This window comes from Bacteroides sp. (assembly GCF_028690125.1).
Taxonomy (GTDB): domain Bacteria; phylum Bacteroidota; class Bacteroidia; order Bacteroidales; family Bacteroidaceae; genus Bacteroides.
This window is the reverse complement of the sequence record NZ_JAQVBV010000002.1, coordinates 32725-48317: the sequence shown is the minus strand read 5'-3', so window position 1 is coordinate 48317 and position 15593 is coordinate 32725. Positions and strand designations below refer to the sequence as shown.

The following is a 15593-nucleotide window of genomic DNA, read 5'->3' as shown; positions in this document are numbered from 1 at the left end:
ATTATTGTCTACTATAAATAAAAGTCATTAGTATGAATAAAAATTTTGCAATCTCTCTACTATTTTTATTTGGGAGTGCTGCGCTATCAGCGCAGGTAAAGCTATTACCCATATTTTCTGATAATATGGTGTTACAGCAGCAAACGCAAGCACCTGTTTGGGGAGAAACTAAACCGAATAAAACGGTTGAAATTACTACTTCTTGGGACAAGAAGAAGTATACTGTACAGGCGGATGCTCAAGGTAAATGGAAGGCTAAGGTAGAAACGCCAGCGGCCGGTGGACCTTATACAATGACGATTTCCGATGGAAAACCTGTAAAACTCACTAATGTGATGATTGGTGAAGTATGGGTTTGTTCGGGACAATCTAATATGGAAATGCAGGTAGAAGGTTGGGGTAAGGTTAATAATTATGAGCAGGAAAAGCAAGATGCCAATAATTATCCTAATATTCGTTTTTTACTGGTGAAAAATGCCATGAGTCCTCAACCTGTCGATAAAATCGAAGCAGAGGAGAATGGCTGGCAAGTTTGTTCTTCAAAAAGCGTAGCAAATTTTTCAGCAGCCGGATATTTTTTCGGACGTGATCTGAATAAATGCCGTAATGTACCGATTGGATTGATCGATACTTCCTGGGGCGGTACAATTATAGAAACATGGACGAGCAATGAGGCGTTGGCTACTATGCCAAGTATGCAGAAAAGATTGAAAGCATTGGAAGGGCAACCGGCGACACAAGAAGGACGTAAGAAGAAATACGAGGCAGATGTTGAGGCTTGGAAAGTGAATGTTGAGAAGATTGATAAAGGATGTGTCAATGGCGAAGCTATATGGGCAGCTCCCAATTTTGATGATACCACATGGAAGACTATGAAGGTCCCCGGTTGGATGCAGGAAAATGGATTGCCGGGATTTAATGGTCTTGTGTGGTTTAGAAAGACAATAGATATCCCTGCTAGTTGGGCGGGAAAAGAACTGACATTGAATGCCGGTACTATTGATGATAATGATTTTACTTATTTCAATGGAGTACAAGTTGGACATACAGAAGGATGGATGGCAGGCAGGAGTTATAAAATTCCGAAATCCCTGGTGAAAGGGGGAAAGGCTGTGATTGCAGTGCGGGTGCTGGATACTGGTGGTACTGGTGGTATTAACGGAAGTCCGGAAAGTATATCGCTTCGTCTTTCTGACTCAGAAGCTATACAGATGGCAGGCGACTGGAAATATAAGGTATCTCTTGATATGAGAGAGATTGATCCGATGCCTGTTGATATGTCATGGAATCCGAATTATCCTACTTTATTGTTTAATGCGATGCTTAATCCGCTCATTCCTTATGCTATCAGAGGAGCAATCTGGTATCAAGGAGAATCAAATGCAGGAGAAGCTTATCAATACCGTGAGTTGATGCCATTGATGATCACTGATTGGAGAAACCGTTGGGGATACAACTTTCCATTCTATATGGTACAGTTAGCTAGTTTTACGACTCAACAAAAAGAACCGGTTGAATCAACTTGGGCAGAATTGCGAGAGGCACAGACTCGAACTCTGCATTTAGCGAATACAGGTATGGCTACAGCCATTGATATAGGTGAAGAAGCTGACATTCATCCGAAGAACAAACAGGAAGTAGGACGTCGCCTGGCCTTAGCAGCCCGCGCACAGACGTATGGAGAAAAAATACCGTATTCGGGACCTATGTACAGAAACTATAAGATTGAAGGCAATAAAATCCGTATTAGCTTTAGCCATGTAAACGATGGACTGAAAACGAAAAATGGTGAGAAACCGAAAGGATTTACAATCGCCGGATTGGATCATAAATTCCACTGGGCAGATGCCGTTATTGAAGGAAATACAATTGTTGTATCTTCACCGGAAGTAGCTTTCCCGGTTGCGGTGCGTTATGCTTGGGCTGATTTCCCTATATGTAATATGTATAACGGAGCAGATCTCCCGATGTCTCCTTTCCGCACAGATGACTGGAAAGGGATCACCGACATTAATAAGCAATAGACATTTATTTAATTAATACATTTAATAAACCATGAAGAAACTAGTTTATTTAATTATCTTCTTTTTATATTCGACAGTGACAAATGCTCAACTAAAAGACTTGGTACAATATGTGAATACACTTCAAGGTACTGATTCTAATTTTGGTCTGAGCTACGGAAATACTTATGCAACAACAGGTATGCCTTATGGTATGCATATGTGGTCTGCGCAAACAGGTAAAAATGGGGATGGATTTAAGTATCTGTATGCTTCCGATAAGATACGTGCTTTCAGCCAGTCACATCAATGTAGCCCTTGGGTGAGTGACTATGCTGTTTATTCATTTATGCCGATGGTAGGCGAATTGGTAGTCAATCAAGATAATCGCGCAACAAAATTCAGTCATGATAATGAGATTGCAAAGCCTCATTATTATAAAGTGATGTTTGATAATGGCGTTACTACTGAAATGGCTCCTACAACCCGTGGTGTACATTTACGTTTCTCATATCCATCTACCGGTGATGCTTATCTGGTGATTGACGGCTATACGGACATGAGTGAAATTAAGATTGATCCGGAAAAAAGACAGATATCGGGTTGGGTGAATAACCAACGTTTTGTAAATGATTCTAAGTCGTTTCATAATTATTTTGTAGTTCAGTTTGATCAACCTTTTGTTGATTATGGAGTATGGGAAAATCAAAAGGACGAAATATTTCCGCAAAAAAATGAAGGAGCCGGAAAAGGTTATGGAGCTTATATTAAATTTAAAAAAGGATCTAAAGTACAGGCAAAAGCTGCCTCTTCTTACATCAGCCCTGAACAGGCTTTGGTTACTTTAAATCAGGAATTGGGTAAAGATAAGAATTTGGAAGCAACAAAAGCCCGTGGTCAAAAAACATGGAATGAGTTGCTGAATAGAATAGTCGTGGAAGGCGGTACGGATGAACAAATGAAGACATTCTATTCTTGTTTGTTCCGCGCAAATTTATTCTCTCGTAAGTTCTATGAACGCAAAGAGAATGGAGAGCCTTATTACTATAGCCCATATAATGGTAAAATATATGATGGATATATGTATACGGATAATGGATTCTGGGATACTTTCCGTTCACAATTTCCATTAACTAATATCCTTCATCCTACTATGCAGGGACGTTATATGAATGCGCTGCTTGCTGCTCAAGAACAATGTGGCTGGTTGCCTTCCTGGTCTTCTCCGGGTGAAACAGGAGGTATGTTGGGTAATCACTCTATCTCACTTTTGGCTGATGCGTGGGCAAAAGGAGTTCGTTCTTTTGATCCCGAGAAAGCTTTAGAAGCTTATGCACATGAAGCAATGAATAAAGGTCCTTGGGGAGGTGCTAACGGTCGTGGTTTCTGGAAAGAATATTTTCAATTAGGATACGTTCCTTATCCTGAATCTATGGGATCAAGTGCACAGACAATGGAATATGCTTATGATGATTTCTGTGGTTATCAGCTGGCTAAAATGGTTGGAAATAAACATTATCAAGATGTTTTCTCCAGACAAATGTATAACTATAAAAATGTATTCGACAAGTCTATCGGATTTATGCGTGGTAAAGGTGTGGATGGTAAGTGGCAAGAACCATTCGATCCGTTGGAATGGGGCGGACCTTTCTGCGAAGGGAATGCATGGCACTATACATGGTCGGTGTTCCATGATGTACAAGGATTGATCGACCTGTTTGGAAGTGACGAGAAGTTTACGACTAAAATAGACTCAGTATTTACTATTCCTAATGTCATCAAACCGGGAACTTATGGTGGTGTGATCCATGAAATGAAAGAAATGGAACTAGCTAATATGGGACAATATGCTCATGGTAACCAACCGATTCAACATATGCCTTATTTGTATACTTATGCTGGACAACCTTGGAAAACTCAATACTGGGTACGTCAGATTGTTGAAAGATTGTACAATTCAACAGAGAAAGGATACCCGGGTGATGAAGACCAAGGCGGTATGTCTTCTTGGTATATATTAAGCTCACTGGGTATATATGCAGTTTGCCCGGGTACGGATGAATATGTAATCGGTAGCCCGTTGTTTAAGAAAGCTACAATTACGATGGAGAATGGAAATAAATTTGTAATTGAAGCGGATAATAATAGCAAAGAGAATCTGTATATACAGTCGGCTACTTTGAATGGCAGAAATTTGGATAAGAATTATATTCGCTATGATGATATATTTGATGGCGGAGTATTGAAGTTTGAAATGAGCAACCAACCGAATAAGGAAAGATGTACTTCTAAGTATGCTGCACCATTTTCTTTATCTAAGGAATAAGAACTCATATAACGAAGGAAGATCAAGTGATGAAATATAAGTTTTTTTGTGCGGTTTTGTTCGTGTTAATTTTGATGAGTGGAAAGGTTGCCAAGGCTCAGGTTGTGGCAACTGATTACACCCATCAGGTTAATACACTGATTGGTACAAAAGGGGTGGGATTAGCTTCCGGATATCTTTATCCGGGAGCGACTTATCCTTTTGGCATGGTACAGTTTACTCCGTCTTACTTTTCCAAGCAGTCCGGATTTGTGATTAACCAATTAAGTGGTGCTGGATGTGAACATATGGGAAACTTTCCTACTTTTCCAGTCAAAGGAAAATTGGAGATGTCTCCTGATAATATACTAAACTATCGGATTAATGTAACGGAGGAAAAAGGTCATGCTGGTTATTATGAGGCAACGGTACAAGAAAATATAAAAGCCAAGCTGACAGTAACAGAAAGAACCGGAATGGCACATTACGAATATCCGGCAGATCAACAGTTTGGTACAGTCATCATCGGAGGAGGTATTTCAGCTACTCCGATAGAACAAGCTGCCATTGTCATTACTGCTCCGAATAAATGTGAAGGATATGCTGAAGGAGGTAATTTTTGTGGACTTAATACTCCCTATAAAGTGTATTTCGTTGCAGAATTTGATACTGATGCTTTCGAATCCGGCATTTGGAAAAGAGATGAACTGAAGCCAAATGTAACTTTTGCCGAAGGAGAATATTCTGGGGTTTATTTCACATTTGATGTAAGTAAAAAGAAGAATATTCAATATAAAATCGGTGTATCTTATGTCTCTGTAGAGAATGCACGAGAGAATCTGAAAGCGGAGAATACCGGATGGGATTTTGCTCAGATACAAAAACAGGCTGAGGCTAAATGGAATCACTATTTGGGCATGATTGAAGTGGAAGGTACAAATCTGGAACGTACTACACAATTTTATACACATCTATATCGCTCTTTGGTTCATCCGAATGTATGCAGTGATGTGAATGGTGAATATATGGGAGCAGATTTCAAAGTGCATAAATCCCGTTCAAAACATTATACCTCATTTAGTAATTGGGATACTTACCGTACGCAAATACAATTACTGGCAATGTTGGACCCGGAAGTAACATCTGATATTGTCATTTCTCATCAATTGTTTGCTGAGCAATCTGGTGGATCTTTTCCCCGTTGGGTGATGGCAAATATTGAGACAGGTGTAATGCAAGGCGATCCAAGTCCTATTTTGGTAGCCAATGCTTATGCCTTTGGTGCCCGCAATTATGATCCGAAGCCACTTTTCAAAATTATGAGAAAAGGAGCCGAAGAGCCGGGATCTAAGTCGCAGAATGAAGAGACTCGTCCTGGATTAAAACAGTATTTGGACAAAGGGTATTATAACGCTTCCATTCAGTTAGAATATACATCTGCAGATTTTGCTATCGGGCAATTTGCTCTACATGCTGTTGGTGATGAATTTGCCAGTTGGCGTTATTTCCACTTTGCCCGTTCTTGGAAGAACCTCTATAATCCTGAGACTGGTTGGTTACAATCACGTAATCCGGATGGGTCCTGGAAATCTTTGGGAGAGGACTTCCGTGAATCCACTTACAAGAATTATTTTTGGATGGTTCCTTATGATATTGCTGGTTTGGTAGATATTATTGGTGGTAAGGCAGAAGCAGAAAAACGCTTGGATGAATTTTTCAATCGTTTGGACGCCGGATATAATGACGCCTGGTTTGCTTCCGGCAATGAACCGAGTTTTCATATTCCTTGGGTGTACAACTGGATCGGTCGTCCGTACAAAGCACAAGAAGTTATCAATCGGGTGCTGAACGAACAATATTCCAGTAATATAGATGGCTTGCCGGGTAATGATGACTTGGGTACAATGGGAGCGTGGTATGTATTTGCCTGTATCGGCTTATATCCCGAAATTCCGGGGGTAGGAGGTTTTGCTGTAAGTACTCCGATTTTCTCATCGGTGAAAGTTCATTTGAAAAAAGGAGATATAGTGATAAAAGGTGGTTCGGAAAAGAATATCTACATACATTCCATGAAACTGAATGGTAAACCATACGATAGTACTTGGATTGATTGGGATGAACTTTCCAATGGAGCTACTATTGATTATGCTACTTCAAGTAAACCGGATACGAAATGGGGAACAAAGATTCTTCCTCCTTCTTTTCCTTAATTAAGATTCAATTCTAAATGGTATAAATAATGAAAAGAAACTTTTTGAATATTGCCTGTATATTGATGGCGACAGCTTTTGTCTCATCATGTGGCGAGAAGAAACAAACTTCTCAAGAATTTCCGGATTGGGCGTGGGCTGATTTTCAACGTCCCGATGGAGTGAATCCAGTTATTTCTCCGGATACTACTACCTATTTCTATTGTCCGATGCGGCAGGATTCTGTGGCGTGGGAAGCTAGTGACACTTTTAATCCGGCAGCTACAATTTATGATGGTAAAGTGGTTGTTCTTTATCGGGCGGAAGATAATTCTGCTGTAGGTATCGGTAGCCGTACTTCCCGCTTGGGATATGCTTTCTCGGAGGATGGAGTGAACTTCAAGCGTATGTCTGCTCCGGTGTTTTACCCGGGTGATGATAATCAGAAAGAATTAGAATGTCCGGGAGGTTGTGAAGATCCGCGTGTCGCAATGACGGAGGACGGATTGTATGTAATGCTTTACACACAATGGAATCGTAAGCAAGCACGTCTGGCTGTGGCAACATCCCGTGATTTGCAGAATTGGGAGAAATACGGTCCTGCTTTTGCTAAAGCTTATGATGGACGTTTTTTTGATCAATTTTCAAAATCTGCTTCTATCGTGACGAAATTGGTAGATGGCAAACAAGTTATTGCAAAGATTGATGGAAAGTATTGGATGTATTGGGGTGAAAAATTTGTAAATGTGGCGACTTCTACTGACTTGGTAAATTGGGAACCAATGTTGGACGAAAATGGAGACTTTCTGAAAGTGATGACTACTCGTGAAGGTAAATTTGACAGTGATTTAACCGAATGCGGACCTCCGGCTGTGATCACTGATAAAGGAATTCTTTTAATGTATAATGGAAAAAATAAGTCCGGTGCAGAAGGTGATACACTTTATACTGCCAATTCTTATTGTGCAGGGCAAGCTTTGTTTGATGCAGCTAATCCGACTAAACTGATTGACCGTTTGGATAAACCGTTCTATGTTCCTGAATCAGATTTTGAAAAGAGCGGTCAGTATCCTGCTGGTACAGTGTTTATTGAAGGACTGGTATTTTATAAAGAAAAGTGGTATCTATATTATGGCTGTGCCGACTCACGTGTTGCAGTCGCTGTATATGACCCGTCTAAAGAGAATGGAGATAAAAATGAATAAATTAATTTTTTTTCTTTTTGGATTGATTTGTTCTCTGAGTGCAGTTAGCCAAGAGAATTATTTCCATAATCCGGTAATTCGGGGAGATATGCCTGACCCTTCAATTATTAGGATAAAAGATACTTATTATGCAACTGGGACATCTTCGGAGTGGGCTCCCTTTTATCCGATGTTTACTTCTAAGGATTTAATTAATTGGAAACAAGTAGGGCACGTCTTTAAAAAACAGCCCGATTGGACAGTTAATTCTTTCTGGGCACCGGAGTTGTTTTATCATAATAATAAGGTTTATTGCTATTACACTGCTCGCCAGAAAAGTACCGGAATCTCTTATATCGGAGTTGCTACTTCAGATTCTCCTTTGCATGAGTTTACCGACCACGGTCCCATTATAGAATATGGTACGGAATCTATCGATGCTTTTATCTATGATGACAACGGACAGTTGTACATAAGTTGGAAAGCATATGGATTGGATAAACGTCCGATCGAAATAGTAGGCAGTAAATTATCCGCCGATGGATTGAAATTGGAAGGTGAACCATTTACTCTGTTAGTCGATGATGAATACATTGGAATGGAAGGACAATATCATTTCAAACAGGGGGAGTATTACTATATAGTATATGCTGCCCATGGCTGTTGTGGACCGTCTAGTGATTACGATGTATATGTAGCCCGTTCCAAGAATTATAAAGGACCTTATGAGAAATATGAAGGAAATCCTATTCTGCATGGTGGAAACGGTCATTATAAATCTTGTGGTCATGGTACTGCTGTGACAACTCCTGACGGGCGGATGTTTTATTTATGTCATGCTTATCAGGCGGGAGAAGGATTTTATGCGGGAAGGCAGCCAATTCTACAAGAAATGTTTGTAGGTGATGATCAGTGGGTACATTTTAAAACCGGGAATGTAGCACTAGCTAAACAGCCTGTACCGTTTCCTGGTACTGTTCAACATGAGTTGGATGGCTTTGAGGACACTTTTAAAGGAAAGAGCCTAAAACCTGAATGGAATTGGAATTACCCCTATTCCGACGCAGTAGTCACCTTGAAAAATGGGAAACTATTGTTATCAGGTCATCCTAAAGAAGGTAATCTTCATGGGACAGTTTTATGTTTGCGTGCAGAAACGCCGGATTACTCTTTTGAAACAAAGTTGGGCAATACTAACAAAAGCGTGAAAGGGCTAACAATGTATGGAGATGATAAAAACCTAGTCATATGGGGCGTTTCAGGTAATAAACTTTTCCTGAAAAGGATTAAAGACAATGTCGAATCTACACTGTACGAATCCGTTTGCAATGATCAAGATGTTTATCTGAAAGTTACAGTGGAAAAAGGATGCCTTATTAACTTTTATCAAAGTAAAAATGGAAAAGAGTGGAATCCGGTGCAGGACACACATTTTCAGGGACAGGATCTGGTTCGTTGGGATAGAGTATCACGCCCGGGACTGATACATATCGGTAATGCAAATGAACCGGCTGAATATGAATATTTTAAAACACAAGTAAAAAGATAGATGAAAAAGATTTTATTGATGGCAGTAGCGTCTGTTTGTTTGGCGTCTTCTGCATTTTCTCAGACTGTAAAGCCCTTTAAAGAAGGGGAGAGAGCCGTTTTCTTAGGAAATAGTATTACGGATGGAGGTCATTATCATTCGTTTATTTGGCTGTATTACATGACACGTTTTCCGGATATGCACATCCGTGTGTTCAATGGCGGTATCGGAGGAGATACAGCTTATGATATGAATAAACGTCTGGATGGTGATATTTTCAGTAAGAATCCTACTGCATTGATGGTGACTTTTGGAATGAATGATTCCGGATATTATGAGTATAATGGAGATAATGCCAAAGAATTCGGTGAACAGAAGTATCAGGAAAGTATTAAAAACTTCCAGCAGATGGAGAAACGCTTTAAAGAATTACCGGATACACGAATTGTAATGCTAGGTACTTCTCCTTATGATGAAACAGTGAAAATAAAAGATAATACTGTTTTCAAGAAAAAGAATGAGACAATTAAAAGAATGGTTGAATATCAAGAAGAGTCGGCTACGAAGAATAGTTGGGAGTTTACAGACTTGAATGCGCCAATGGTTGCATTGAACCAGCAGTTGCAACAAAAAGATTCTACTTTCACTCTTTGCGGAAATGATCGTATTCATCCTGATAACGATGGACACATGGTGATGGCCTACTTGTTTTTGAAAGCACAAGGTTTCAGTGGTAAAAATGTAGCTGATATGGAGATTAATGCTAACAAGCAACAAGTAGTTAAATCTGAGAATTGTACAATCTCTAATATAAAAAAGATTGGCAAGGATATCAGTTTTGATTATTTAGCAGAGTCTCTGCCTTATCCGTTGGATACAATTGCTCGTGGATGGGGATCTAAGAAGAGTCAGGCAGATGTTGTAAAAGCTGTTCCTTTTATGGAAGAAATGAATAGTGAAACACTGAAGGTAACTGGGTTGAAAGGGCAATATCGATTATTGATTGATGATGAAGAAATAGGAACCTGGGATGCTGCTGACTTGGAGAATGGTATCAACTTGGCGGCTGAATCAAAGACTCCTCAATATCAACAAGCCTTGGCTATTATGCATCTTAATGAATATCGTTGGGAGCTTGAAAAGACTTTCCGTGAATATGCTTGGTGCCAGTTCGGATTTTTCCAACAACAAGGATTACTTTTCGCTAATAATAGAAAAGCTATTGAAGTCATGGACGAGAATGTTGATAAGAATATGTGGTTGAAAGGACGCCGTGATATGTATTCTAAAATGATTTATGAATCAGTACGTGATGCACGCGAACAAGAAATGGAAGTATTGGTTTCTAAGATATATGAGATTAATAAACCGGTTGTGAGAAAGATCGTTCTAAGAAAGATATAAAATATTCCTCCTTATCATTAGTAAATGTAGAAGTAATATAAAACGCAGAAAATGGTGCTGACCTGAGTCAGCACCATTTTCTTATCTGGTAGAAAGATGATCAATTGATTGAAAAATTTGAAAGCTTTCTGGAAACAGTTAGTTCCTTTTCCAGAAATCTGAGCTAAAGAGCAATAATACAGTGAATAATTCCAATCGTCCAAGTAACATCAGGAAAGCAAGTAGCCATTTGGATATATCAGGAAGTGCACTCCATGAATAGGCAGGACCGAAAAGGCCAAGACCCGGACCCATGTTGCCAATGCTTGAAATGACAGTACCTAATGATTCGAGGAATCCTACTCCCAATCCCATCATGACCAATGTACTTATAATAATAATCACTATATATAAGAAGGTAAATGCGAGTACAGTTGATTGTACAGAAGGAGAGATCAGTTGTTTATTTACCCGTACAGGAAGTACTGCATTGGGATGTATGATATGCTTAAACTCATTTCTGGAAATTTTACCTAATATCACCATACGGATGCATTTGATACCTCCGGTAGTGCTTCCTGCGCAAGCTCCTATGACCATGACAATGATGAGACATCCCCATAAGATAGAAGGCCATAACATATAGTCTGTCGTAGCAAATCCTGTAGACGTGTGAAGTGAAATCACCTGGAATAATGACTTACGGATGGCCTCTTCGATGCTGATAGGGCTAGTTTCATAAAGCCAGATAGCTATGAATGCAGTAAAAAAGACTACGGACAAGAAATACCATTTCAATTCTGCATCATGAATGAACTTCTTAATTTTACCATTCACCAACAGTAAAAGTAACATGAAATTAACTCCTGAGAGAAACATGAAGATAGAGATTACATATTCTATATAAGGTGATTGATAATGTTCTATACTAGCCTGTTTGGTAGAAAACCCTCCGGTTCCGGTAGTTGCAAAAGCATGGCAAATACTATCAAAGATACCCATGCCTCCAAATACCAATAATAGAATTAATGTACCTGTCATTCCCGCATAAATACTCCAAATCCATTTAGCAGTCACACCAATACGTGGGTGAACCTTGTCGTGAGTTGGTCCGCTAGCTTCTGCAGCAAAAACCTGAATACCTCCCATACCAAAAATTGGAAGAACTGCAATAGTGAAAAATACAATACCCAAACCGCCAATCCATTGGGTCATGGCACGCCAGAAAAGAATTCCGTGAGGCATAGATTCTATATTGTCCATAATAGTAGCCCCGGTGCTACTGAATCCGGACATGGTCTCGAAGAAAGCATCTGTTATTTTAGGAATATATCCTCCTATATAATAAGGCAACATTCCGAAAAGAGAAAAAGCCACCCATGCTATGCTGACAACAACATATCCATCACGTCGGTTCAGAGATTTCACGGCGTTCTTTCCGATAGCAAGTAACAGCAATCCAACACAGCAAGTGATGGCTGATGAAAGAAGAAAACTGCTCAGGTCATTTTCGTTATAGAATAAGGAAACTCCTCCACAACACATTAACATGGTTGTTTCTATCAAGAGTAGAAAGCCCAGAATCCGGAATATCATTTTGGAATTGATCATATAAGTAATTCTCCAATGCTAGCTAATATACTAAATTGGCATACAATTAATAATGTACCAATAAGGTATATTGCCACATTGGTATATTATTAGTTAAAGAACTTTTCAATCTTTTTAATCATCATACTCAGACAGAACACAACGACATGATCCCCGGGGCGTATCAATGTATCACCGGTTACTAGTATACCTTCACCGTTGCGTATCATACCACCGATAGTGGTACCTTTGGGTAGTCCCAGATCTTTAATCAAATGTTTAGTGATTTTGGCTCCTTCTGGCACCGTAAATTCTGCCACATCCGCATTAGCAAAAGTCAGGCACTTCACGTTAGATACATCTGCGTCCAACATCATCTGGTAAATATGACTGGCAGCAATCATTTTTTTATTAATGACCGTACCGATATCAAGACTTTCAGCCATACTGATATAATCAATATTTTCTACTTCGGCTACTGTCTTTTCAACTCCCATTCTTTTTGCTGCAAGACAAGCAAGGATATTTGTTTCTGAATTTCCGGTAAGGGCAACAAACGCCTCCGTATTTTTTAATCCTTCTTCAACGAGCAGGTCCATATCTCGTCCGTCGCCATTGATAATCATTGTTTTGTCATCCAATATTTCAGTCAGACGGTTGCAACGGCTAATATCGCTATCTATAATTTTGACCTGCATATAATCCGGTACATATTGTGCGGTGCGGACAGCAATCCGGCTTCCTCCCATAATCATAACGTTACGTACATCGGCAAAATCTTCTTTACCCGCTATTTTCCGAATATAAGGGATGTATTTGCGGGTAGTAGTAAAGTATACGATGTCATGCAACTTTACTACATCGTCTCCACGTGGGATAATTGTTTCTGTTCCACGTTTGATCGCTACAACATGATAGGGAATATTCGGTACTCCCAATTGGTTGAGTGGGATATTCAGTATCTCGGCTTTCTCGCGCATCTTGGTACCGATTAGCAATAAAGCTCCCCCACAGAATTCCCACCATTGTCGTACCCAACTCATACGCATGGATGATACGATTTCTTTGGCAGCCAACATCTCCGGATAGATTAATGAATCAACGCCCAGTTTTTTGAAGAATTCTTTGTTTTTAGGTAGAAGATATTCATAATTGTCGATGCGGGCAACCGTTTTTTTAGCTCCCAGATTGGTGGCTAACATACACGCAGTCATATTTCGGCTTTCGTCGGGAGTGACTGCAATGAACAGATCAGCTTCTTTCACTCCGACTTCTTTTAAACCGGAGATGGAGGAAGGAGAAGCGGTGACTGTCAATAAGTCGAAGTTGGAACTAATAGCACTTAGTTTCTCTTCGTCATCGTCCATTAGGATAATATCCTGTTTCTCACGCGACAATAATTTAGCCAGGTGGGTGCCTACATTACCGGCCCCTGCGATAATAATCTTCATTTCTAGTTCGTTAGTTCTTTTATTTTGCTTGAAATAGGCAGAAGAGCACATTGATTCAATAGCTCTTTAGTTATACTGTTTTCATCCATTCCGCAAAGTTGGTAGAGTTGGCTCACAGTGCCGTGCTGCACAAACTTATCAGGGAGTCCGATACGTTTGATTGCCGGTGTATATTCGTGATCGGACATAAACTCAAGAATAGCACTTCCCATTCCCCCTTGAATCACTCCATCTTCTACTGTGATGATCCGGCGAAATTTGCGACCTACCTCATGCAGTAGCTCTTCATCCAAAGGTTTAAGGAATCGCAGATCGTAATGAGCGATATTGCTACCAGACTCTGCTTCTGCATGGACAATAGCCGTAGCTACTTTATTACCAATAGGGCCAATACTGATTACGGCAAGATCATCACCATCTTTCAGTTTCCTTCCTTTACCTACCGGAATCTCTTCAAACGGACATTCCCAATCGACTAATAATCCTCGTCCACGTGGATAACGTATCACAAACGGTCCTTTATCGGGTAGCTGTGCTGTATACATCAACCGCCTCAACTCATGTTCATCCATGGGGGAAGCAATCGTCAGATTAGGGATTGGACGCAAATATGCCATATCAAATGCTCCATGATGTGTAGGGCCATCTTCTCCAACCAATCCGGCACGGTCAAGACAAAAGACAACAGGGAGGTTCTGGATAGCTACATCGTGAATAATATTATCGTATGCCCGTTGCATGAACGATGAGTAAATGTTGCAGAATGGCTGTAAGCCATCTTTTGCCATACCCCCCGAAAAGGTTACAGCATGACCTTCGGCAATTCCTACATCAAAAGCCCGTCCGGGCATTTTAGACATAAGTATATTCATCGAACATCCCGAAGGCATTGCTGGAGTTACGCCGAAAATCTTAGAATTAGCTTCTGCCAGTTCTACCAACGTATTTCCGAATACATCCTGATAGAGAGGAGGCATTCCTTCCGTATTGGTAACAAAACGTTCTCCTGTAACAGGATCAAACTTACCAGGAGCGTGCCATTCGGTAGCATGTTTTTCTGCCGGAGCGAACCCTTTTCCTTTAACGGTGTGCAAATGTAATATTTTGGGACCTTGCAGATCTTTAATATCACGCAATACTCTTGCGAGGTTTGTCACATCGTGTCCGTCAATCGGACCGAAGTAACGGATATTCATTCCTTCAAAAATGTTCTGTTGTTGGGCAGCCATTGATTTCAGGCTGTTACCAAACCGGATAAGAGCCTTACGGCGTTCATCATTCAGTATTCCAAGCTTGAATAAAATACGTGAAGCTTTGAAACGTAGTTGATTATAGCGGTTCGAAGTAGTCAGATTAAACAGATATTGCTTCATCCCACCTACACTGCGGTCGATTGCCATATCATTATCATTCAGGATAATGAGCAAGTTGTTTGAAGTCGTAGAAGTGTTGTTTAATCCTTCAAAGGCTAATCCGCCACTCATAGAGCCGTCACCGATAATTGCTACAACATGCCGGTCTTTTTCTCCCTTTTTAGATGCCGCAACAGCCATACCCAGGGCAGCAGAGATAGAATTCGATGCATGTCCACAAGTGAAAGTGTCATATTCGCTTTCATCCGGTGAAGGGAAAGGGCGGATGCCTCCCAGTTTTCGGTTGGTAAAGAAGTCTTCCCGTCTTCCTGTCAGAATCTTATGCCCGTATGCCTGATGACCTACATCCCATACAATACGGTCATAAGGTGTATTGTAGATGTAGTGCAAGGCAACTGTAAGTTCTACAGTTCCAAGGCTGGCGGCAAAGTGTCCCGGATTACAAGAGAGCTCTTTTATAATGTCTTGCCTCAGTTCAGCACATACTTCCGGTAGTTGCTCTACGCTCAATTGTCGTAGATCATCGGGGGTATTGATGGAGTTTAGCAAGTTATATGTAGGTTCATTCTTCATGATTCGAGAAAATT

General features: G+C 40.3%; 9 protein-coding genes. 6 read left to right on the top strand and 3 right to left on the bottom strand.

From position 1 onward, the window contains the following. Positions 1 to 32: 32 nt before the first annotated feature. Genes PHO71_RS01815 through PHO71_RS01790 form a run of 6 tightly spaced genes read left to right on the top strand, consistent with a single transcriptional unit; the run spans position 33 to position 10613 of the window. Entirely contained in the window at positions 33 to 2024 is a 1992-nt protein-coding gene (locus tag PHO71_RS01815; protein ID WP_300198051.1) for a sialate O-acetylesterase, read from the top strand. Between the two features lie 31 nt (positions 2025 to 2055). Continuing rightward, positions 2056 to 4329 carry a GH92 family glycosyl hydrolase gene (locus PHO71_RS01810; RefSeq protein WP_300198048.1) on the top strand — a complete coding sequence of 758 codons (2274 nt, stop codon included), beginning with the start codon at positions 2056 to 2058 and terminating at the stop codon, positions 4327 to 4329. 29 nt (positions 4330 to 4358) lie between these two features. Continuing rightward, entirely contained in the window at positions 4359 to 6518 is a 2160-nt protein-coding gene (locus PHO71_RS01805) for a GH92 family glycosyl hydrolase (RefSeq protein ID WP_300198045.1), read from the top strand. 29 nt (positions 6519 to 6547) lie between these two features. Beyond that, positions 6548 to 7702 carry a glycoside hydrolase family 130 protein gene (locus PHO71_RS01800; RefSeq protein ID WP_300198043.1) on the top strand — a complete coding sequence of 385 codons (1155 nt, stop codon included), beginning with the start codon at positions 6548 to 6550 and terminating at the stop codon, positions 7700 to 7702. Next, the gene (locus PHO71_RS01795; protein ID WP_300198039.1) at positions 7695 to 9230 is read left to right on the top strand and encodes a family 43 glycosylhydrolase; all 1536 of its coding nucleotides are present in this window, start codon (positions 7695 to 7697) and stop codon (positions 9228 to 9230) included. Before PHO71_RS01800 ends, PHO71_RS01795 begins: the two co-directional genes overlap by 8 nt. Then, positions 9231 to 10613 (top strand): SGNH/GDSL hydrolase family protein, encoded by a 1383-nt coding sequence (locus PHO71_RS01790; RefSeq protein ID WP_300198036.1) that lies wholly within the window; start codon positions 9231 to 9233, stop codon positions 10611 to 10613. It begins immediately after the preceding gene. A 138-nt stretch (positions 10614 to 10751) separates the two neighbouring features. Here PHO71_RS01790 and PHO71_RS01785 read toward each other — a convergent pair whose 3' ends face one another. The 3 genes from PHO71_RS01785 to dxs form a co-directional block, all read right to left on the bottom strand. Continuing rightward, positions 10752 to 12203, bottom strand: coding sequence for a TrkH family potassium uptake protein (locus tag PHO71_RS01785; protein ID WP_300198034.1), 1452 nt, complete (start codon positions 12201 to 12203; stop codon positions 10752 to 10754). Between the two features lie 89 nt (positions 12204 to 12292). Continuing rightward, positions 12293 to 13633 carry a Trk system potassium transporter TrkA gene (trkA, locus tag PHO71_RS01780; RefSeq protein WP_300198031.1) on the bottom strand — a complete coding sequence of 447 codons (1341 nt, stop codon included), beginning with the start codon at positions 13631 to 13633 and terminating at the stop codon, positions 12293 to 12295. A 2-nt stretch (positions 13634 to 13635) separates the two neighbouring features. Further along, entirely contained in the window at positions 13636 to 15579 is a 1944-nt protein-coding gene (gene dxs, locus PHO71_RS01775) for a 1-deoxy-D-xylulose-5-phosphate synthase (RefSeq protein WP_300198028.1), read from the bottom strand. Positions 15580 to 15593 lie beyond the last annotated feature (14 nt).